Origin of the sequence: Paraburkholderia sp. J10-1 (assembly GCF_905220165.1) — a bacterium.
Taxonomy (GTDB): domain Bacteria; phylum Pseudomonadota; class Gammaproteobacteria; order Burkholderiales; family Burkholderiaceae; genus Paraburkholderia.
This window is the reverse complement of the sequence record NZ_CAJMYW010000007.1, coordinates 372630-393302: the sequence shown is the minus strand read 5'-3', so window position 1 is coordinate 393302 and position 20673 is coordinate 372630. Positions and strand designations below refer to the sequence as shown.

Genomic DNA, 20673 nt, shown 5'->3' with positions numbered 1-20673 from the left:
GAACACAGGTCGGCCTCGCGGCTCAAGCCTGCTGTTCTTCTCGTGTGCGTTCGGGTTGAGGCTGGTCTTTCACCCAGCGCCAGAACAGTTGATAGCCAACGGCGAGCATTACCGGGCCGATGAACAGGCCGATCACGCCGCCTGTGACCATGCCGCCAATCGCGCCGATCAGCACCACCGGCATGGGCACGGCCACACCGCGCCCGAGCAGCAACGGCTTGAGGACGTTGTCGGCGAGGCCTGCAACGAATTCATACACGGAGAAGACGATCGTCGCCGTGCTCACGCCCTGCGTCATGATCACGAAGATAATGACGGGCACGGTGATGAGCGTGGCGGGCAACTGCATGATGCCGATCAGCAGCACGGCCAGCGCGAGCAAGCCCGCGCCCGGAATGCCCATCACGATGAAGCCAACGCCGATCAGCACCATCTGGATGAATGCGATGCCCACCACGCCCTGCGCAACCGCGCGTATCGTTGCCGTGCAAAGATCGGCGATCTGCGGGCCGTTTTCCGGGCCGGAGATGCGCGAAGCGATCAACACCGTGCTGCGGTAGCCCTTGTCGCCGTGCGCCATGAGAATGCCCGCAATGATCAGGGATACGAAGAAAACCAGCAATGCGGCGCCAAGACCGGTGAGCGTGCCAAGCAGCGCGAGGCCAGCCGCCTTTAGTTGCGGTGCAAACCGCTGCACGAGACCGGTAATGTCGGTCGACGCCTGCATCCAGAAGTCGTATACGCGCTGGCCGACGATTGGCCAGTGTGCGATCGAGTCGGCGGGAGGCGGAATATTGAACGTCCCGCTCTTCGCAACGCCCATGGCATGCTCGATCGAATCGGCCACGGCGACGCCCAGCAGCCAGGTTGGCGCGAGGATCACGCCGAACGCCACGAGAATGATGAGCGAGGCGATGAGTCCATCTTTGTGAGGGAAACTGCGCTGCAGCCGCATTTGCAGCGGAAAAAGCGTGACCGCGAGAATCACGGACCAGACCATGAGGTCGAGGAACGGGGCGAAGATGCGAAAGCAAAACATCGCCAGGACGGCAATCAGCGCGGCGCGGATCAGGACATCGAGCAAGTCCCGGGACTGCGCCTTTGGCGTTGACGTAGTGGGCAGCAGCATGGTCTGTCTCTCCTCTGGCCTGACGCGCAACTCGGGCGCGCCGTGGCTCCTATCGCGTTCCGGCGAGGGCCGCCAGAACCCCAGGTAGTACGAGAAACTGTCCGCTAACGTCGCGTTCGTTCCCGGCATGACCCCGTGACCGGGAGCACAACTGCACGATGTTTGCAGTCGCCTGCGAGTTGTGCGGAACGCGCTGTTGAGTTGAGTCTATTACACGCGATGAAAGGCGACAACGAATCTGCCGCCCGCCTTGGGTCGGCGACGAATCGGGTTAGCCGTGCGCTGAAAATGGCGTCGTGCGCGCGGCGCGAGTCTGATTCCTATTCGCACACCTCAATGTCCCGCGCCGCTCGACGGCACGCAGCTGAGAATCAGTCGATCGCCTTTGCCCGCACCGGCGGCCAGTGCCGCGTTGTGGAATTCCTGGCTGCCGCAGCGCCACTCGGCGAGGTAGTCATTGCGACAGCCTCCCGATTGCGCGGCGGTCATCGACACCGGATAGTTGCAGGTTAGCAAACCGTCGCAGTGCTCGGCGAGATCGCGCGTGACATTGCCGTGTGGCGCGCCGCAGTTGCTGCCGTACGTGCCGGCGACGATCGCTATCGTTGCTTCGTTCAAGGCGGCCGCCGCAGCCGGGATGGGAACGCAGACAAGGCTAAGCGCTACCCATGCGCTCGCGAAGGCGATGGCAGTTGGTTTCATGATGCACCTCCCAAGCCGGCGTCGCGTACGCGTGCAAGCGCGGCTTTCGATCGATGTTTAAAGCTTAGGGCGGTTGCGGCGAAGGGCAAGACGGTGCCCGGCGATGGTGCGGGTCTACGCTGCAGTGCACCAGCAGCAGTCATGCGAAGCACACGATTGGTGGTGCGCCGCCAGTCCGGACTGCGCGGGCCGGGCGCGCTGTCTGAGCGGGCGGAGCCGCGCCAGCCGGGCGTTGCGCCGGAGCGCGCGCCGCTTGCGCAGAGTGTGGCACACCTATTGCTTAATCACTGCCGGGGCCAATGACGGCTCCAGTGAATTGCATCATCGTCCCGCCGTGCGCGGGGCTTTTCGGTCTTGCGGGGCAACGGCGTCCCGAAGCAGCACTCCACGGCACAGCGTGCGTGGCAGGTGCGCTTCGGGACGCTTTTTTTTTGCTTCGCTCGGTGCGCCCCTGGTCTGGCAAACCCTTGGCGATGCTATTTGCACTACTAAAGATGAACATGCGGGAAACGACACCTGACATCTCGGCGGAAATCGTTGGCGAGCTCATCAATCTGGCCGGGCGCCAGCGCATGCTCTCGCAGCGCGTCGTCCTGCACGCATTGCTTGGCTTGCGTGGCGACGCCGCCGCGCTCGTGATCGCGCGCGAATGCCTCGATACATTTGCGGCTTCGCACGCGCGGCTGGTACAAGGCGACGACCACTTTCCGGGTGTGTTTTCGAGCGCCTTGCGCGAACTCTATTTTGGCGCGCGCAAGGCCGACGAGCGCATTCGCGCATTCACGAAGCTGGCCGAGCATGCGTGCGCGTGCCTCGAACGCTCAGTCCAGCCATCGACGGACGATGGCGTGTGCGAGGCAGCCGTGACGGAACTCACCGCCGCCGCCACGCCGCTGCTCGAACTGCTGCAAACGCTCACCCAGGCGTACCAGGACGAATTGCGCAGCGTGGAAGCGGCGGCGGCGAAGCGCCAGGCCGGCATCGTCGACGAGCTCGCCGCCATTTCCCTGCGCGCGAACATCGTCGCGCTCAATGCAAGGGTGGCGGCCGCCCGCGCAGGCCAGTTCGGCCGCGAATTCGCTGTGATTACAGCCGAGCTGGCGCACGTAATAGGTGAAATGGACCGGCTCGTGCAAGGCGTGGTCGGCAAGCCCGAAACGCGTGACGCCGCGCCCGAAAGACATTCTGGATTCCGAAATCAACGGATGCATGCCCGACTTGCGGGTTGAGATCCACTATTGGGGAGAACCTCGTGAAAGACCTGGTAAGTTCGCTCAAGAGCGGTAACTGGCGCGCATTGATCGCGTGCTTCCTGTACTTCGACACCGGCTTCACGGTGTGGGTGATGTTTGGCCCGCTCGCGCCTTTCATTCAGAAGGACATCGCGATGACGCCGGCCGAACTGGGCTTGCTCGTGGCGGTGCCCGTGCTCGGTGCGGCGATTTTGCGCGTGACGCTCGGCAATCTGTATCAGGCCTGCGATGGCCGCCGTGTTGCGCTGATGGGCATCGCGCTTTCCGCCATTCCCGCCGCCGTGCTGTTGCTGATGCCGGGCACGCCGTCCTATACCTTGCTGCTCGTGCTCGGTGTACTGCTCGGCGTGGGCGGCGCGAGCTTCGCTGTGGCGTTGCCGATGGCTGGCAGTAACTATCCGCCGAAGGTGCAGGGCCTCGTGCTGGGCCTCGCTGCAGCCGGCAATATTGGCGCCGTGCTCGACGGCTTCCTCTTTCCGGGCCTCGCCAGCCACTATGGCTGGGCGCGCGCCACGGGCGCGGCGCTGCCGCTGCTCGCGCTGGCCGCGACGGCCGTGATCTTTTGGGCCCGCGATCTCGGCCACAAGTCCGGCAGCGCGGCGAAGGCATTGCGCTCGTTCGGTATCACGCTCGCCGGGCTGATCGCGCTTGTGCTCGCCGTGCACGCCGGCGTGTTCGGTGCGGGCAAGACCGGCGTGCTTTTGTTGCCGGTGTTCGGCGCGCTGATCGCCATTGCCGTGCTGCCGCGGCACTATCGCGCGGTGCTGACGGAAAGCGACACGTGGGTTGTGATGCTCGTGTACAGCATCACGTTCGGCGGTTTTGTCGGCATGTCGTCCTATATCTCGACGCTGCTTATTTCGCTCTACCAGGTACCGAAGCTCGAGGCCGGCGTGGTGATGTCGCTGCTCGCGCTGACCGGCGCGATGGTGCGTCCGCTCGGCGGCCTGATCGCCGATCGCATTTCGGGCGTGCGAGCGCTCGTGGTGCTGCTGGCCGCGATTTCACTGTGCGACTTCGCCTTCGCGATGTGGATGCCGCCGTTCGCCACGGGTATTGCGCTGCTTGCGTTCACCTACGTGTGTTTCGGGCTTGGCAACGGCGCGACGTTCCAGCTCGTTCCGCGCCGCTGGCAGGGCCGCACCGGGCTGATGTCGGGCATTATCGGCGCGGCGGGCGGGATCGGCGGCTTCTACCTGCCGGTCATCATGGGCATTGCCAAGGAAAGCACCGGCAGCTACCAGATGGGCTTCGCGACATTCGGCGTGATCGCCGCAGCCGCGTTCGCTCTGGTGGTGCTGCACCGCGCACGCTGGCTCGAATGGGCGTTGCCACAAGAGCCTGCGATGGCGCCGGCTGTCGTGCAGGGCGCTCAAGCGAGCGCAAGCAACTAAGGCACCGCGGCCCGCGCGCGAGTGACGCTCCGCTATAAGCGGACGACGATCTTGCCGAGGGCGCGGTTGCTTTCCAGCAGGTAGTGCGCTTTCCTGATCTCGTCGAACTCGAAGGTGTACGCGTGCAGCGACGCAATGCTCCGGCTGGCGATGCCCGAAGCGATAAGGCGCAGCGGAGCGTAGTTGAGCGGCAACGCCTTTGTGCCGAGCAGATCACTCGTAAAGAAGCTGAGCCGGACCGCGGGCGGCAGATCGCGCGCAATATCAAAGGGCGTGAGAAGAGGTGGCCCGGCCAGTGTGCCAACTACGGTTACGCCGCCGAACGGCCGCACCATTTTCGCGGTGTCGCACACGTTGGCCGCGCTCACGATTTCGAGCGCGGCGTCGACATGCAAGCATTCACGCGCGACTGCGGCGGCGACTTCTCCGCTGTCGATCAGCACTTCGTGCGCACCGGCATGGTAGAGGCGTTCGACGTGGCTTGCCGAACGTGTCGTGGCCAGCACGTTGAGCCCGAAGGCATTCGCATAGGCGATCGCAGCGAGGCCCACGGCGGACGTCCCGCCGCGCACGAGCAAGGTCTGCCCGGCTTTCGCCTCGAGGCTCGCCGCAAGCGCCCCCCACGCCGTGAGATAGGCGAGCGGCAACGTGGCCAGTTCTTCCCATGGCAAGATCGTGGACCCGAGCGCGACGACGTTGCGCCGCAAAACCGTGACTTCCTCCGCGTAGCTGCCGTTGCGCGAGACCTGCAGGCCGCCCATCGCAGTGGCAACACGCTCTCCCACCCGGAATGTCTTCGAGGGGTCCTCCGCCACCACCCCCACGGCCTCGATCCCCGGCACGACCGAGCCGGCAATCGGCCCGAGGCGTCCCGCGCGTAAATCGGCTTCGGCGCGGTTGATGCCGAACGCGCATACGCGAATGCGCACTTCGTCCACGCCGGGCGCAGCCGGCGCGATCTCGCGCATCTTCAGGACCTCCGGGCCGCCGGGCTGTTCGATGACATAGGCTTTCATGCTCGATCTCGTTTGGGTGGCAGGTTGCGCATGGGGTGAGCGTGCACGCAGCGGGTGTGGAGTTCATCATTTGCTTTCTGTCTGCAGGCAGGGTTCCTCGCCGGGTTTGAGCAATGCGGCGTCCTTTGCTCGCAGGATGTAGCCCAGGCCGCGCAAGGTCAGGATCTGTGCGCTCGAGTTGGCGAGATGCTTGCGCAAGCGGTGGATGTAAATATCGATTGCATCCCGGCTTGGTTCTTCGTCGAGGCCGAACAGGCTTTCCATGAGCGTGCGCTTCGAGACGGTCCTGCCCTGACGGAGCATGAGCGCCTCGAGAATGCAATGTTCGCGGCGACGCAGCGTCAGCGGCGTGTCGTTGTGGCAGAAGGCGCGCGTGTCCGTGCGATAGTGCAGGTCGCCGCAGCTCAGGCGCGCTGCCTTGTCGCTCGCCTGGCGGCGTATCAGCGCCTTGATGCGCGCGAGCAACTCGCGGGTGTCGAAGGGCTTGACGAGGTAGTCGTCGGCGCCGGCGCTGAAGCACGCCACTTTGTCGTCGATCGAGCCGTTCGTTGCCATCATCAGAACAGGGAGGTTGTCGCGGCGGCGCCGCAAACGCACAAGTACGCTCATACCGCTCAAGCGCGGCAAGTCCATTTCGAGCAGTGCGAGGTCATAATGTTGTGACTTCAACACGAGATCCGCGCTTTCGCCGTCGCCCACACAATCGACGGTGAAATTCTCGCTGCGCAACAAACTGACGAGCCACTGGGAAAGCCCCGAATTATTTTCGACGAGCAGCAACTTCATCTTGTTGTTCCTTACCTGCGCCCTATGATTTGCTTGATTTATATAGGAATACTATTCGAACGAATACCGAAGCAGGTAGTGGCGCAATGCTTGAAAGAAATGCTGCGTGAGCAGTCTTTGCAACGGCAGATCGCCTTTCTCAAAGCTGCCTGCTACGTTGATGTCTGCATTCTAGTCAAGACAACCCTTCCCGGCGCTTTCATGGAGCGTAATATTTAATCGGGGATTTCCATAGGGCATGTACGAAAATAGTAGGGCGAAGGTCAGGAATTCTTTAGTACGACAGTGATACGCGCTGTTTTGCTTACTGTTTTTATTTTTCGTATTGAAATGAAAGCATTGCGCGCTGCGATAGTGCGGGGAGAATTACGAAAGATTTATGTCAGTGGATGTTGAGAAGATGTGTGGTCAAGGCCTGATCTATTTAATATATTCGTATTCCTATGTATAGCGTGATAATCAGGAGATTAATGACGCGGTCACGCACTCAGCCGTTGCGCCGTGATTGGCCTCTTGTTCGCGTCCATGGGGAATGATGCAGTTGAAATAACGAACGAAGACGCCTCGCCAATCGCATTGCCCACGAGAATGATGGCCGGGCTGCCAAGGTTCTCCGCGCGCGCGCGTGCCGCGATCGTGCCGAGCGTGCCCGTTACGCGGCGCTCGTCAGCGCTGCCCGCCCATTGCACGACGGCTGCGGGCGTGCCCGCCGGGAGTGTGTTGGCAAGGGTTGCGCACAGCGACTCGATCCGGCTCATACCCATATAGATGGCGAGTGTCATGCCTGTCGCGGCGAGTGCCTGCCAGTCGGGCTCGCTATGGTCGCGCAAATGCGCCGTCACGAAGATCACACCCTGACTATGATCGCGGTGCGTGAGCGAGACGCCAAGCCCGGCGGCCGCCGCGAACGCCGAAGACACGCCGTTCACGATCTCGACCGCCACGCCCGCGTTGCGCAATGCCGCGAGTTCTTCCCCTGCGCGGCCAAACAGCAAGGCGTCGCCGCCTTTCACGCGCACGACGTGCAGCCCCCGGCGCGCGTATCGCTGCATCAGGCGCTCGATGAAGGCTTGCGGCGTGGAGCGGCAGCCGCCTCGCTTGCCCACGCGGATCACGCGGGCCTGTGGCGCGAGCGTAGCGATCTCCGCGTTCGCGAGATCGTCGAGCAGCACGACGTCGGCGCTCGCAAGCGCCTTGGCCGCCTTCAGTGTGAGGAGGTCGAGATCGCCAGGACCCGCGCTCACCAGCGTGACCTTGCCTTCGTTGCCCGTCGTCATCGTTGTGTTCCTTTCCTGTTTCGCGTACCCACGTTGGGAACGCCCAAAAACAAATGGCGTCCGCTCGCCGCTTGCGACGAGGGGACGCCATTGTCCGGTTAGCTCGAATCACGCCGCGCACGTCGCGCGGCCCATAGTTGCATCGCCCAGCGACGCTGCCGGACGCTCGGGCTCACGCAAGTTCCAGACCAGCGCGCGCGCATTCGCCCCGGCCGCACGCTGGCAGGGCGCCCCCCAATTGACGACGCCGCAACCCGCAAGCGGGAGGCGCACAGCGAATGTGCTGCACGGCACCAATCTTGTGCCCGCTTGCATCACGATGCGTGCGCCGCATCAGTGCCGGACGCCCTGCGCGCATACCGCCGAAGTCCGCCAGACGGGGCGTTGTGCGGAATGCGCGCGAATTGGCACAGTGCTTGCGTATTGCTTCACAGCAAGTGCCATAGCGAATCAATGGGGATTCGGCTGCAAGCAGCAAGCGCGGCGCACAAGGGTTTCGTATTCAGGGCAACGGCGTCCCCCGAATCTGGCTTCTTTAGAAGCTGGAATCGCGGGACGCCTTTTTTATTGGCAGAGGCTCATGGTGCAAGCAACGAACGAAGTGAACAGTTCGGCCGCGATGGAGATCGTCGTCGTCGGCCACGGCATGGTGGGCCACAAATTTCTCGAATGCATCCTTGCGGACGGCGCACCCAACGCGTGCGTGACCGTGCTCTGCGAAGAGCCGCGCCCCGCTTACGACCGCGTGCACCTCTCCGAATTCTTCGCGGGCAAGTCGGCTGACGACCTCTCGCTCGTGGCGCCCGGCTTCTTCGAGCGCGAGAACGTGCGCCTCGTGCTCAATGCCAAGGCGGTGTCGATCGATCGCGAGGCGCGCACCATTACGGTGTCCAACGGTGAGACGCTTGCGTACGACAAGCTCGTGCTGGCCACCGGTTCCTCGGCGTTCGTGCCGCCCATCGCGGGCAACGATCGCGCCGATTGCTTCGTCTACCGAACCATTGCCGACCTGGAAGCAATGCAGGCGCGCGGCGCGCACGCGAAATCGGGCGTGGTGGTGGGCGGCGGCCTGCTCGGCCTCGAATGCGCGAAAGCCCTGCGCGATCTGGGCCTCGACACGCATGTGGTGGAATTCGCACCGCGCCTCATGGCGGTGCAGGTGGACGACGACGGTGGCCGCATGCTGCGCGGCAAGATCGAAGAACTCGGCGTGAGCGTACACACGCAGAAGAACACCTTGGCGATCGTCGACGGTGAAACGGCCGCCAACCGCATGCAGTTCGCCGACGGCACGCACCTCGAAGCCGACATGATCGTGTTCTCGGCCGGTATTCGTCCACGCGACGAAATCGCCCGCGCCTGCGGCCTCGATATCGGCGCGCGCGGTGGCATCGTGATCGACGACCAGTGCCGCACGAGCGACACGAACATCTACGCCATCGGCGAATGCGCGCTGTGGCAAGGCCAGATCTTTGGCCTCGTCGCCCCCGGCTACGACATGGCGCGCATCGCCGCGAAGGCGCTGGCGGGCGTTGCGGCGGACTTCGCGGGCGCCGATATGAGCACCAAGCTCAAGCTGATGGGCGTGGACGTGGCGAGCATCGGCGACGCGCACGGCAAGACGCCCGGCAGCCGTTCGTTCCGCTACGCCGACGAGCGTCGCCAGGTCTACAAGAAGATCGTGGTGTCCGATTGCGGCAAGAAGCTGCTCGGCGCGGTCATGGTGGGCGACGCAAGCGAATACGGCACGCTGCTGCAGATGATGCTCAACGGCATCGAGCTACCCGAGTCGCCCGAATTCATGATCCTCCCGCAGGCCGACGGCAAGGTGAAGCCTGCCCTCGGCGTGGAAGCGCTGCCCGACGCCGCGCAGATCTGCTCGTGCAACAACGTTTCGAAGGCCGAAATATGCGCGGCCGTGCGCGACGGCGCGACGACCATCGCCGCCGTGAAGGGCGCATGCAACGCTGGCACGTCGTGCGGTGGCTGCGTGCCGCTCGTCACGCAGGTCATGAAGTCGGAAATGAAACGCCAGGGTCTTGCCGTGAACAATCACCTGTGCGAGCACTTCCGCTATTCGCGCCAGGAGCTGTATCACATCGTGCGCGTGGAAGGCATCAAGACGTTCGCCGAACTGCTCGCGAAACATGGCAAGGGGCTCGGTTGCGATATCTGCAAGCCGGCCGTGGGCGGCATTCTCGCCTCTTGCTGGAACGAATTCGTGCTGAAGAAAGAGCACGCGAGCCTGCAGGACTCGAACGACTACTACCTCGCCAACATTCAGCGCGACGGCACGTATTCGGTGGTGCCGCGCATGCCGGGCGGCGAGGTCACGCCCGAAGGCCTCATAGCCGTGGGGCAGGTGGCGAAGAAGTACGGCCTCTACACGAAGATCACGGGCGGCCAGCGCGTGGACCTCTTCGGGGCGCGTGTCGAGCAGTTGCCCTTCGTGTGGGAAGAGCTGATCGCAGCGGGTTTCGAATCGGGGCACGCCTACGGCAAGGCCTTGCGCACGGTGAAGTCGTGCGTGGGCTCGACGTGGTGCCGCTACGGCGTGGGCGACTCGGTGGGCTTCGCGATCGAACTCGAGAACCGCTATAAGGGCCTGCGTGCGCCGCACAAGATCAAGTTCGGCGTGTCCGGCTGCACGCGCGAATGCGCGGAGGCGCAAGGCAAAGACGTCGGCATCATCGCGACCGAGAAGGGCTGGAACCTCTACGTGTGCGGCAACGGCGGCATGAAGCCGCGCCATGCGGAGCTGCTCGCTGCCGATCTCGATCAGGCGACGCTCGTGCGCTACGTCGACCGCTTCCTCATGTTCTACGTGCGCACGGCTGACCGTTTGCAGCGCACGAGCGTGTGGCGCGACAACCTCGAAGGCGGCCTCGACTATCTGATCGACGTGATCGTGCACGACAAGCTGGGCCTTGGCGCCGAACTCGAAGCAGAAATGCAGCTCGTGGTGGACACCTACGAATGCGAATGGAAGAAGGCCGTGACCGATCCTGAAACGCGCCGCCGCTTCCGCCACTTCGTCAATAGCGATGCAGGCGACCAGCACGTCGCCTTCATTGAAGAGCGCGGCCAGATCCGGCCGGCCACGCCCGAGGAGCGCACGCAGGTGTCGCAAGCGTCGCCGCATTTCACGCGACATGAAGCGCTGAGCGCGATTCCGGTAGTCGTCGAAACCGTCTGATTCCCTTTTATCGAACCGAGGAGTACGAAATGAGCAACGAACTTAGGCAAGGCGACTGGGTTCCCGTCTGCACGCTCGACGATATCGTGCCGAACACCGGCGTGTGTGCGCTCGTGAAGGGCGAGCAGGTCGCTGTGTTCCATGTCGACGACGGCGGCGCGCGCGTGTACGCCATCGGCAACTACGACCCGAACTCGCATGCCGCGGTGCTTTCGCGCGGACTCGTCGGCAGTTTTGGTGAGCGTGTCGTAGTCGCTTCGCCGATCTACAAGCATCACTTCGATCTGGCCACTGGCGAATGTATCGAAGCGCCCCAGCATTCGGTCAACGCGTTTGCCGCACGCGTGGAAAACGGTCAGGTCTGGGTTGCCGCCTGACATGACGAAGGCGCGGCGCGCACGTAGCGCCGCGCACCCTGAATCTGTTTCAAGCTGATATCGATCGACCGCATGAGCAGCGAGAGCGTAAAAAGCGTTTGCCCGTACTGCGGCGTAGGCTGCGGGATGATCCTGCACGTCGAGGACGGTCAGGTCGCGAAGATCTCCGGCGACGCCGAGCATCCGACCAACTTCGGCCGCCTCTGCACGAAGGGTTCCTCGGCGCACGTGGCGCTGCGCAAGTCGGGGCGTCTCGAGCGTGCCTTCGTGCGCCATGCGCGCGACGAGGACCCGGTGCCGCTGCCGCTCGCGCAGGCGATCGCCGATACCGCGCGCCGCCTGCGCGCGACGCTCGACGCGCACGGTCCCGACGCACTGTCGTTCTACGTATCGGGGCAAATGTCGATCGAGGCGCAGTATCTCGTGAACAAGCTCGCCAAGGGCTTTGTGCGCACCAACAATATCGAATCGAACTCGCGTCTGTGCATGGCGAGCGCAGGCAGCGGCTACAAGCTTTCGCTGGGCGCGGACGGCCCCCCGGGCTCGTATCAGGACTTCGACAAGGCAGACCTGTTCTTCGTGATCGGCGCGAACATGGCGGACTGCCATCCCATCCTGTTCCTGCGCATGATGGACCGCGTGAAGGCGGGCGCGAAACTCATTGTGGTGGACCCGCGCCGCACGGCGACCGCAGACAAGGCTTCGCTCTTTCTGCAGATCGCGCCGGGCACCGACCTCGCGCTGCTCAATGGCTTGCTGCACCTGCTGCACAAGAACGGTCACACCGACGCAGACTTCATTGCACAGTACACCGAAGGATGGGACGCGCTGCCCGCGTTCCTCGACGACTACACGCCGCAGAAGGTCGCGGAAATCACGGGCCTGGCCGTTGACGACATTCTCCGCGCGGCACAGATGATAGGCGAAGCGCCCGAGTGGATGAGCTGCTGGACCATGGGCCTGAACCAGAGCACGCATGGCACGTGGAGCACGAACGCGATCTGCAACCTGCATCTGGCGACGGGCAAGATTTGCCGCCCCGGCAGCGGCCCGTTCTCGCTCACGGGGCAGCCGAACGCCATGGGCGGGCGTGAAATGGGCTATATGGGGCCGGGCCTGCCCGGCCAGCGCACGGTGCTCGCGCAAGACGACCGCGCATTCGTGGAAGCGGCGTGGGGTGTGGCGCCCGGCACGCTGCCCGTGAAAGTGGGCGGCGGCACCATCGACATGTTCTCGCGCATGGCGGCGGGCGAGATCAAGGCATGCTGGATCATCTGCACGAATCCCGTTGCGAGCGTCGCAAACCGGCAGACGGTGGTGGCTGGCCTGAAAGCCGCCGAACTGGTGATCGCCCAGGACGCTTTTCTGGACACCGAAACGAATCAATACGCCGACGTGCTGCTGCCCGGTGCGCTCTGGGCCGAGGCCGAGGGCGTGATGATCAACTCCGAGCGCAACATGACGCTCATGCAGCAAGCCGTCGAAGCGCCAGGCGAAGCGCTGCCCGACTGGCAGATCATCGCGCGCGTGGCCTGCGAGATGGGTTTTGCGCACGCGTTCAGCTACCAGAGCGCCGCCGAGGTATTCGACGAAATCACGCGGTTTTCGAACCCGAAGACGGGTTACGACCTGCGCGGCGCGAGCCACGCGAAGCTGCGCGAAACGCCGCTGCAATGGCCCATCGCACCGGACGCCATGAACGATCGCAACCCGCTTCGCTATGTGAACGATGGCGTGAGCCAGACGCTGAAGGAAAACGCAGACGGCACACGCCCTCGCATCGCTTTCGCAACGCCCCACGGCAAGGGCGTGTTCTTCGCGCGCCCGCATGTCGCGCCCGCCGAACTGCCGGATGGCACGTATCCGGTCGTATTCAACACGGGCCGGTTACAGCATCAGTGGCACACCATGACGAAGACCGGCAAGGTGCCGATGCTCAACAAGCTCAACCCGGGCCCCTTCGTCGAGATTCACCCGGAAGACGCCGCCGCGCTCGGCATTGCCGCGAAGGATCGCGTGGAAGTGCGTTCGCGCCGCGGGCGGGTGGTGCTGCCTGCCGTCGTGACGGAGCGCGTGCGCCCAGGCAACTGTTTCGCGCCCATGCACTGGAACGACGTGTATGGCGAGGAACTCTGCGTGAACGCGCTCACGAGCGATGCGGTTGACCCCATTTCCCAGCAGCCCGAATTGAAATTCTGCGCGGTGGCGCTCTCGCGCGTCGGTCCGCAATCTGCGCCGCGCGAGAGCGAGCGCACGCCGGATGCCGCCGATGCCTTTGCCGATGCGGCCACGCTCGACGCGAGCCCGCCGCAAGCCGTCAACCCGTTTCAGGAACTCGACATGTCCCGTATCGATGCCTTTTCTCAGCTACTCGGTCTCGACGACATCGCCGCGCCACAACTGAGCGACGCAGAGCGCCAGTACCTCTCGGGCTTTGTCGGCGGACTGCGCTCGTTGAGGGCAGCCGAGCCCGTTGGCGTGCCCGTGCTGCCCGCGCACGCCCCCTTTCCGGCCGGCACGCGCGTATGGCTGGACGGGCTGCTGGCGGGCTTGTTCAGCCGCGGCGAGCCTGGCGCGCGTACGGCTTCGCTCGCCGTGCCGGCCGCTCCTGAAGAAAAGCCGCATGGTGTGCGCATTGCGCACACGCGCCCGAAGGTCGTGTTGCTGTGGGCCTCGCAAACGGGCAATGTCGAATCACTCGTCGAGCAGTACGCCACGCAGCTCATGGAATCGGGCTTCGAGATCCGCACGGCCAGCATGGCCGATTACCCGCTTGCCAGTCTCGAAAAAGCACAGTACGCACTCCTGATGACGAGCACCTTCGGCGACGGCGACGCGCCGGACAATGGCGAGGCGTTCTGGAGCGCGCTCGCGGCAGAGAATGCGCCGCGTCTTGCATCGCTGCGCTTCTCGGTGCTCGCCTTGGGCGACCGCAATTACGACGCGTTTTGCGGTCACGGCCGCAAGCTCGACGCGCGCCTCGAAGCGCTGGGCGCCACGCGCCTCATGGAGCGGGTGGATTGCGACAGCGAGTACCAGAGCGCCGCAGACGCATGGCTCGATCGGATCGTCGTGCGTATCAAGCAGGAAGATGCGGCGCTGCACGCCGTGCCTGCCGATGGTTCGATTCCCGAGGTGCTGCCAGGATGCGCGGCGACCAAAGCGCGCCCGGCCGCCTCGAAGCTCCTGAGCAACGTGCGCCTGAATATGAAGGGCGCGACGAAGGACACGCGCTACTTCTCGCTTGCAACGGGCGAGGCGGGCCTCGACTATGAAGCGGGCGATGCGCTCGGCGTGTGGCCGACCAATTGCCCCGCGCTCGTGGACGAATTGCTGGGCCTCACGCGCCTCGCCGCCGACACGTCGGTTGCCGTGAGCGGCCAGGGCGAGATGCGCCTTGGCGAGGCGCTCAGCAAGCACTACGAGATCGCGCGCCCGAGCCCCGATGCGCTTGCGTTCATTGCTTCCCGCACGCGCTCGCGCGGCCTTGCCGAGATGCTGGACGAGGCGCGCAAGGGCGATCTGCGCAACTGGCTCTGGGGCCAGCAGCTCGCCGACGTGCTGCACGAATACCCCGTCGACATGACCGCGCCCGAACTGCTCGGCATGCTCAAACGCCTGCAGCCGCGGCTCTATTCGATTTCGTCGAGCCCGAAGGCGCATGCGGGCGAGGTGCATCTGACCGTATCGGCCGTGCGCTATAACAACGGCCGCCGCGAGCGCAAGGGCGTGGCGTCGACTTTCCTCGCCGACCGCGCGCACGAGGGCAGCGTGCCCGTGTTCGTGCAGAAAAGCACGCATTTCCGGCCACCGCGTAATGGCGACGCGCCGATGATCATGGTCGGCCCCGGCACCGGTGTCGCCCCGTTCCGCGCCTTCCTGCACGAGCGGCAGGCACGTGGCGATACGGGCCGCAACTGGCTCTTCTTCGGCGAGCAGCACGCCGCCACCGACTTCTACTATCGCGACGAACTGGAGCAAATGCGCAAGGACGGCCACCTCGACCGGCTCGATCTCGCGTTCTCGCGCGACCAGACCGAGAAGGTGTACGTGCAGGATCGTATGCGCGAGCAGGGCGCGCAGCTATGGGCGTGGCTGCAGGAAGGGGCACACCTCTACGTGTGCGGCGATGCGAGCCGCATGGCTAAGGATGTGGATGCGGCGCTCCGGGACGTGGTGGCGGCCCATGGCGGCATGAGCGCCGAGGCCGCGCACGACTATGTCAGTGCGCTCGGGCGGGACAAACGCTACGTGCGCGACGTCTATTGACGGGGCAACCCGCGACTACCGTCGTGCCCGGCGAACGGCGGCCGCCCGCGCGCCACGTTTTCAGCGCGCGAAAGCGCCGCGTGCGCGCCTGGCTCGCGCGCACGAAACTTTCATCTTCATTGCCGAGCCCGGCATAAAGGCCGCCCTCGGCGCCTTTGGCCACAACGGGTTCGGGCAGCAGGACGGCGATGAGAAACGTCAGGCACGAGCCTGCGAACACCGCCGCCACGCTCATCGAGATCGACTCGAACATCCGTTTGCTCCCCGGTAGAATGGTGTCCGGCAAGCGATGCCGCGCGCCATGCGCACGGGATCGCCGCCATCGCAAACTATTTTGCGCAGGGCGCGCGCTCACGTCCAAGACGATATTTGGATCGTCGCGATAAGCGCACCTTATGAAAAGAATCCGGAGACATTCGGGAGGCAAGCCATCTTGATGCTTCGCTCGATACGCTACGTGCTCACCGTGGCGGAGTTGAAGAATTTCACGCGCGCAGCCGAAGTGCTGCACGTTTCGCAGCCGGCGCTCTCACAGCAGATCCGCCAACTGGAAAACGAGCTTGGCGGGGCGCTGTTCGACCGCAGCGGCCGGGCCATCAGCCTCACCGAATTCGGGCGCGTGTATATCGACCACGCGCGCCAGGCGCTCGCGCATCTCGACGCGGGCAAGCGTGCGCTGCACGACGTGCGCGACCTCACGCGCGGCCTGCTGCGGCTCGCCTATACCCCCACTTTCGCGGAATACCTGATCGGCCCCGCGCTGCGCAGTTTTCGCGAAGCGCATCCGGCTATCGCGCTCGACGTGAGCGAGCGGCCACTGGAAGACATCGAAGGGGGACTCGAGCGTGACGAAATCGATCTCGGCATTGGCTTCACGGACGTGCGCTCCGATGAAATCGAAGTGCGTCCGCTCTTTGCCGAGCACATGGCGCTGCTTGTGGCCACGCGCCATCCGCTCGCGCGGCGCCGCGCCGAAGTGACGGCTGACCAGCTTGCGGCGATGCCGCTTGCACTGCTGAGCCCGGACTTCGTGGTGCGACGTTTCGCCGATGCGTATTTCCGCGCGCATCAGTTGATTCCGCGCGTCATGCTGCAGGCCAACTCGGTGGGCACGGTGCTCAAGCTCGTGAAGGACGGCACGCTCGCCACGCTCTTGCCATCGGCGGTGCTGCGCGAGCATCGCGGGCTCGTCACGCTGCCCGTCATGCCGGCGTTGCCGCAGCGCACGGTTGCGCTCCTCAAGCGGCGGCACGCATCGAGCACGCTCGCCGCCAACGCGTTTTCGGACGTGCTGTTCGGGTTGATTGCGCAGGAGGGGCTGGGCGAAGCCTGAGGCATGCGTCGCATGCCCCTTTCGGTTCGTTGATCCGCTCAGGATTGTCCGGACGAAAGCAGGTTGTGGAAGAAGTCCACCGCGTGCTGGCGAGTGCTCATCGCGCCGAGCGTGGCCGCCGGGTCGAGCCCGGTGCGCCGTGCCGTGCCGCTTACGAGACTCTTTTGCAGGTCGTTCAGCGGGCGGGCGAGGTTGGTCGCAATAAAGCCGGAGGCAGGCGGCGCGGCGATGGCTGGCAAGTCCGTGCGCGGCGTGTCCAGCGTGAGCAACGGCGCCAGCGTGGGCGCGGCCGCCACGCGCTTGCTCGCGAGCATGTCGGCGGGGGCGATGTCGAGCCAGTCGCGCAGCGTGGCGAGAATCGACGTGTGGTCGTAAGGCGTGGCGCTGGGCGAGCGAAATACCGTGCCCGGTGCGATATAGGGCGAAACCACGACCGCTGGCACGCGCACGCCAAAGCTGTCGAAGGCGAAGTTCTGGTCTCCGGGGTTGCTTGCGGTATCGGGCGCCACGGCGTTGGCGGGTGGCAGGACGTGATCGTAAGTGCCGCCGTGCTCGTCGTAAGTGATCACGAGCAGCGTTTCGGGCCATGCGGGCGAGGTGCTCAACGCATGCCAGATGTCGTAGAGAAAGCTTTCGCCCGCATAGACGTCGTGTGGCGGGTGCTGGTCGTTGGGATCGAGCAGAAAGCGCGGCTCGATGAACGAATACTGCGGCAGCGTGTTGTTCTTGCAGTCCGAGACGAAGTTGCCGAAGCGCTGGAAATTCGCTTTATATTTTGGATCCCATAACGTTGGGAACATGGTGAGCGTGAGCGACGGCGCGACGAGCGCGGCGCTGTACACGGCCCAGCTCATGTCCACGTCACTCAACACGTTGAAGATGGTGCGCACCTGCCAGTCGAACGGATCGGGCGGGGCGCCGTTGTCGACATGCCCGTTCGACGTGCCCGCGTGGGCAAACGCGCGGTTCGGCCACGTCTGGCTCGGCACGCTCGCGAACCAGGCGTCCGAAACGGCGTATTCGCGTGCGAGCGTTGCGAGCACCTTCAACTGGTCGGGGCTGTGGCACTGCATGACCTGGCTCGCATCTGTCGTCGCGGTCGTTTCGTAGTCTTGTACGAAGCCGGACATGGGCTCGGCCCCAGCGGCGTTGCCGAACAACTGGATGTGCACGTTTGCGAACGTTTCCTGCGGATCGGGGTCGGGCAGCGTGGCCGTGGAGGCCGGTGTGGTCGCGGCGATAGTGCCGCCTGCCCGGGTCGGGTTGCTCAGGCCCGCCTTGAGGCCGTCGAATGGCCGGTCCGCGCTGGCGGCGGGGAGGAAATGCGTGGGGCTGCTGCCGTTCGTGTACAAGCCGCCAAGCATCGTGTCAAACGAACGGTTTTCGAACATCACGACAACGACGTGCTTGATGTTCTGCATGGGCATGGGTCTCTCCGTCGCGGGGACTGACGCAGAGTATTGGTGCAGCCGCACGCTTTGTGCAAGGTGCGGGAACCCTGAGCGAAGGGACCTGCCGGTGACTTACCCGCCCCTACCGCGTCCTCGCGCGCCAGATTTCATGTCCGGCGTAGATCGCCGTAAAGACGCCCAGCACAATCGCGCCGACCGCAACCGACTGGTCCCCGCTGCCGCCTGCCACGGCGCGCAGCCAGAGGTGTACACCCGTACCTGTCGCAACGAGTCCGAGCGCGAGGCCCGTGACGGCCAGATTCGCGCGTCGCCGCGCGTGTTGCCAATGTTTCATATTGCCCCCGAGGTGCTTGAGTTTGCGCGTCTGCACGACGCTGTATGGCCACCATACGCCGCCAGAATTCATTCGACATCTGCCGCCAAAAATGTGGAGGCGTCCAGGCATGCAAAGCGCGAATGATGGAGCGAGAAAAACCGCCAAAACCGCCGTGGACAGCGCGGCGCCGAGGCCTGTGGGATAATTACGGGTTCTGCCCAGAGCGCAGCTCAAGAGGTTGTTCGCAAGGGCATGCGTGGGGCCTTTATTCCCGTGGCCCGCTTCCTTTCTGCGATTTTTCTCCTACAGCCACAATGCCCGCATACCGTTCCAAAACCTCCACCGCCGGCCGCAACATGGCAGGTGCGCGCTCCCTCTGGCGCGCCACCGGCATGAAAGACGAAGACTTCTCCAAGCCGATCATCGCTGTCGTCAACTCGTTCACCCAGTTCGTTCCCGGCCATGTGCACCTGAAAGACCTCGGCCAGCTCGTTGCGCGCGAAATCGAAGCCGCGGGCGGCGTAGCCAAGGAATTCAACACGATCGCCGTCGATGACGGCATCGCCATGGGCCACGACGGCATGCTGTATTCGCTGCCGAGCCGCGACATCATCGCGGATTCGGTGGAATACATGGTCAACGCGCACTGCGCCGACGCCATGGTCTGCATCTCGAACTGCGACAAGATCACCCCGGGCATGCTCATGGCCGCCATGCGCCTGAACATTCCCGTGATCTTCGTCTCGGGCGGCCCGATGGAAGCGGGCAAGACGCGCCTCGCGAACCCCGTCACCAAGGCCATCGAAGTCAAGAAGCTCGACCTGATCGACGCCATGGTGATCGCGGCGGATACCAAGTACTCCGACGCCGAAGTGGCCGAAGTCGAGCGCTCCGCCTGCCCGACCTGCGGTTCGTGCTCGGGCATGTTCACGGCCAACTCGATGAACTGCCTGACCGAGGCGCTGGGCCTCTCGCTGCCGGGCAACGGCACCGTGGTCGCCACGCACGCGGACCGCGAACAGCTCTTCAAGCGCGCCGGCCGCCGCATCGTCGAACTCGCGCGCCAGTACTACGAGCAGGAAGACGAGCGCGTGCTGCCGCGCTCGGTGGGCTTCAAGGCGTTCGAAAACGCCATGACGCTCGACATCGCCATGGGCGGCTCGACCAACACGATCCTCCACTTGCTGGCCATTGCGCAGGAAGCGGGCATCGACTTCGGCATGACCGACATCGACCGCCTTTCGCGCGTCGTGCCGCAGCTGTGCAAGGTCGCGCCGAACACGAACAAGTACCACATCGAAGACGTGCACCGCGCGGGCGGCATCATGGCGATCCTTGGCGAGCTGGAGCGCGCGGGCAAGCTGCACACCGACGTGCCGACCGTGCACACGCCGACGCTCGGCGACGCGCTCGAGCAGTGGGATATCAAGCGCACCGAGGACGACGCGGTCAAGACGTTCTACATGGCCGGTCCGGCTGGCGTTCCCAGCCAGGTCGCGTTCAGCCAGAACACGCGCTGGCCGAGCCTCGACTCGGATCGCGCCGAAGGCTGCATCCGCTCGTATGAGCACGCGTTCTCGAAGGAGGGCGGCCTGGCCGTGCTGACGGGCAACATCGCGCTCGACGGCTGCGTCGTGAAGACGGCAGGCGTGGACGACAGCATTCTCGTGTTCGAAGGCACGGCTCACGTGACCGAGTCGCAGGACGAGGCGGTGGAAAACATCCTCGCCGACAAGGTCAAGGCCGGCGACGTCGTGATCGTGCGCTATGAAGGCCCGAAGGGTGGCCCCGGCATGCAGGAAATGCTCTACCCGACGAGCTACATCAAGTCGAAGGGCCTCGGCAAGGCGTGCGCGCTCCTGACCGACGGCCGCTTCTCGGGCGGCACGTCGGGCCTCTCGATTGGCCACTGCTCGCCGGAAGCGGCAGCGGGCGGCGCGATCGGCCTCGTGCGCGACGGCGACAAGATCCGCATCGATATTCCGAATCGCACGATCAACGTGCTGGTTTCGGACGAGGAACTCGCGCGCCGCCGCGAAGAGCAGAACGCCCGAGGCTGGAAGCCGGCGAAGGCGCGTCCGCGCAAGGTGTCGGCGGCTTTGAAGGCGTATGCGAAGCTCGTGATGTCGGCGGACAAGGGCGCCGTGCGCGACCTCTCGCTGCTGGACGACTAAGCCTTCAGTGCGAGGCGGGCCGCGTGGCTTGCCTCGCAG

The 20673-nt window shown here is 64.6% G+C and carries 15 protein-coding genes; 7 read left to right on the top strand and 8 right to left on the bottom strand.

The genetic code is table 11. The features are described 5' to 3' along the window. Positions 1–22 precede the first annotated feature (22 nt). Together U5A65_RS23410 and U5A65_RS23405 are read right to left on the bottom strand one after the other, a co-directional pair. On the bottom strand, positions 23–1129 hold the full coding sequence (locus U5A65_RS23410; RefSeq protein ID WP_321910350.1) for an AI-2E family transporter: 1107 nt from the start codon (positions 1127–1129) through the stop codon (positions 23–25). A gap of 333 nt (positions 1130–1462) precedes the next feature. Next, positions 1463–1831 (bottom strand): hypothetical protein, encoded by a 369-nt coding sequence (locus U5A65_RS23405; protein WP_321910349.1) that lies wholly within the window; start codon positions 1829–1831, stop codon positions 1463–1465. A 500-nt stretch (positions 1832–2331) separates the two neighbouring features. Between U5A65_RS23405 and U5A65_RS23400 the strand changes: the two genes are divergently transcribed. Both U5A65_RS23400 and U5A65_RS23395 read left to right on the top strand, forming a co-directional pair. Next, positions 2332–3060 (top strand): type IV pili methyl-accepting chemotaxis transducer N-terminal domain-containing protein, encoded by a 729-nt coding sequence (locus U5A65_RS23400; RefSeq protein WP_321910347.1) that lies wholly within the window; start codon positions 2332–2334, stop codon positions 3058–3060. Positions 3061–3083: 23 nt separating this feature from the next. After that, the gene (locus U5A65_RS23395) at positions 3084–4478 is read left to right on the top strand and encodes an MFS transporter (protein WP_321947633.1); all 1395 of its coding nucleotides are present in this window, start codon (positions 3084–3086) and stop codon (positions 4476–4478) included. A gap of 32 nt (positions 4479–4510) precedes the next feature. On the opposite strand, the gene U5A65_RS23390 is transcribed toward U5A65_RS23395, so the two are convergent. From U5A65_RS23390 to cobA, 3 genes are all read right to left on the bottom strand, one after another. After that, complete coding sequence (locus U5A65_RS23390) at positions 4511–5494, bottom strand: zinc-binding dehydrogenase (protein WP_321910343.1); 984 nt, start codon at positions 5492–5494, stop codon at positions 4511–4513. Positions 5495–5560: 66 nt separating this feature from the next. Continuing rightward, on the bottom strand, positions 5561–6280 hold the full coding sequence (locus U5A65_RS23385; RefSeq protein ID WP_321910342.1) for a response regulator: 720 nt from the start codon (positions 6278–6280) through the stop codon (positions 5561–5563). Between the two features lie 479 nt (positions 6281–6759). After that, a complete protein-coding gene (gene cobA / locus U5A65_RS23380; protein ID WP_321947631.1) occupies positions 6760–7557 on the bottom strand; it encodes a uroporphyrinogen-III C-methyltransferase in 798 nt (265 codons plus the stop codon). A gap of 619 nt (positions 7558–8176) precedes the next feature. On the opposite strand from cobA, the gene nirB reads away from it, so the two are divergent. The 3 genes from nirB (at position 8177) to U5A65_RS23365 (ending at position 15399) form a co-directional block, all read left to right on the top strand. After that, positions 8177–10753 (top strand): nitrite reductase large subunit NirB, encoded by a 2577-nt coding sequence (gene nirB, locus U5A65_RS23375; RefSeq protein ID WP_321947686.1) that lies wholly within the window; start codon positions 8177–8179, stop codon positions 10751–10753. A gap of 29 nt (positions 10754–10782) precedes the next feature. Further along, complete coding sequence (nirD, locus tag U5A65_RS23370; RefSeq protein WP_321910337.1) at positions 10783–11130, top strand: nitrite reductase small subunit NirD; 348 nt, start codon at positions 10783–10785, stop codon at positions 11128–11130. 72 nt (positions 11131–11202) lie between these two features. Continuing rightward, positions 11203–15399: a sulfite reductase subunit alpha gene (locus U5A65_RS23365; protein ID WP_321947629.1), complete on the top strand. Its 4197-nt coding sequence runs from the start codon at positions 11203–11205 to the stop codon at positions 15397–15399. Here the strand turns inward: U5A65_RS23365 and U5A65_RS23360 are convergent. After that, positions 15353–15652, bottom strand: a complete 300-nt coding sequence (locus U5A65_RS23360) for a hypothetical protein (RefSeq protein ID WP_321947627.1) — start codon at positions 15650–15652, stop codon at positions 15353–15355. The two genes, U5A65_RS23365 and U5A65_RS23360, sit on opposite strands and share 47 nt — an antisense overlap. A 183-nt stretch (positions 15653–15835) precedes the next feature. On the opposite strand from U5A65_RS23360, the gene cynR reads away from it, so the two are divergent. Beyond that, positions 15836–16732, top strand: a complete 897-nt coding sequence (gene cynR / locus U5A65_RS23355; RefSeq protein WP_321910331.1) for a transcriptional regulator CynR — start codon at positions 15836–15838, stop codon at positions 16730–16732. Positions 16733–16770: 38 nt separating this feature from the next. Here the strand turns inward: cynR and U5A65_RS23350 are convergent, their stop codons facing one another. Then, complete coding sequence (locus U5A65_RS23350) at positions 16771–18159, bottom strand: alkaline phosphatase family protein (RefSeq protein WP_321910328.1); 1389 nt, start codon at positions 18157–18159, stop codon at positions 16771–16773. A 106-nt stretch (positions 18160–18265) separates the two neighbouring features. After that, positions 18266–18478 carry a hypothetical protein gene (locus tag U5A65_RS23345; protein WP_321947626.1) on the bottom strand — a complete coding sequence of 71 codons (213 nt, stop codon included), beginning with the start codon at positions 18476–18478 and terminating at the stop codon, positions 18266–18268. Positions 18479–18774: 296 nt separating this feature from the next. Between U5A65_RS23345 and ilvD the strand changes: the two genes are divergently transcribed. Next, positions 18775–20634: a dihydroxy-acid dehydratase gene (ilvD, locus tag U5A65_RS23340; protein ID WP_321936584.1), complete on the top strand. Its 1860-nt coding sequence runs from the start codon at positions 18775–18777 to the stop codon at positions 20632–20634. Positions 20635–20673: the final 39 nt, after the last annotated feature.

What these genes read in the sequence shown, in the direction of transcription:
- U5A65_RS23405 (WP_321910349.1), bottom strand. Translation starts at nt 1,831, where the DNA reads ATGAAACCAACTGCCATCGCCTTCGCGAGCGCATGGGTAGCGCTTAGC.
- U5A65_RS23360 (WP_321947627.1), bottom strand. Translation starts at nt 15,652, where the DNA reads ATGTTCGAGTCGATCTCGATGAGCGTGGCGGCGGTGTTCGCAGGCTCG.
- U5A65_RS23365 (WP_321947629.1), top strand. Translation starts at nt 11,203, where the DNA reads ATGAGCAGCGAGAGCGTAAAAAGCGTTTGCCCGTACTGCGGCGTAGGC.
- U5A65_RS23410 (WP_321910350.1), bottom strand. Translation starts at nt 1,129, where the DNA reads ATGCTGCTGCCCACTACGTCAACGCCAAAGGCGCAGTCCCGGGACTTG.
- U5A65_RS23390 (WP_321910343.1), bottom strand. Translation starts at nt 5,494, where the DNA reads ATGAAAGCCTATGTCATCGAACAGCCCGGCGGCCCGGAGGTCCTGAAG.
- U5A65_RS23385 (WP_321910342.1), bottom strand. Translation starts at nt 6,280, where the DNA reads ATGAAGTTGCTGCTCGTCGAAAATAATTCGGGGCTTTCCCAGTGGCTC.
- nirB (WP_321947686.1), top strand. Translation starts at nt 8,177, where the DNA reads ATGGAGATCGTCGTCGTCGGCCACGGCATGGTGGGCCACAAATTTCTC.
- cynR (WP_321910331.1), top strand. Translation starts at nt 15,836, where the DNA reads ATGCTTCGCTCGATACGCTACGTGCTCACCGTGGCGGAGTTGAAGAAT.
- nirD (WP_321910337.1), top strand. Translation starts at nt 10,783, where the DNA reads ATGAGCAACGAACTTAGGCAAGGCGACTGGGTTCCCGTCTGCACGCTC.
- ilvD (WP_321936584.1), top strand. Translation starts at nt 18,775, where the DNA reads ATGCCCGCATACCGTTCCAAAACCTCCACCGCCGGCCGCAACATGGCA.
- U5A65_RS23345 (WP_321947626.1), bottom strand. Translation starts at nt 18,478, where the DNA reads ATGAAACATTGGCAACACGCGCGGCGACGCGCGAATCTGGCCGTCACG.
- U5A65_RS23400 (WP_321910347.1), top strand. Translation starts at nt 2,332, where the DNA reads ATGCGGGAAACGACACCTGACATCTCGGCGGAAATCGTTGGCGAGCTC.
- U5A65_RS23350 (WP_321910328.1), bottom strand. Translation starts at nt 18,159, where the DNA reads ATGCCCATGCAGAACATCAAGCACGTCGTTGTCGTGATGTTCGAAAAC.
- cobA (WP_321947631.1), bottom strand. Translation starts at nt 7,557, where the DNA reads ATGACGACGGGCAACGAAGGCAAGGTCACGCTGGTGAGCGCGGGTCCT.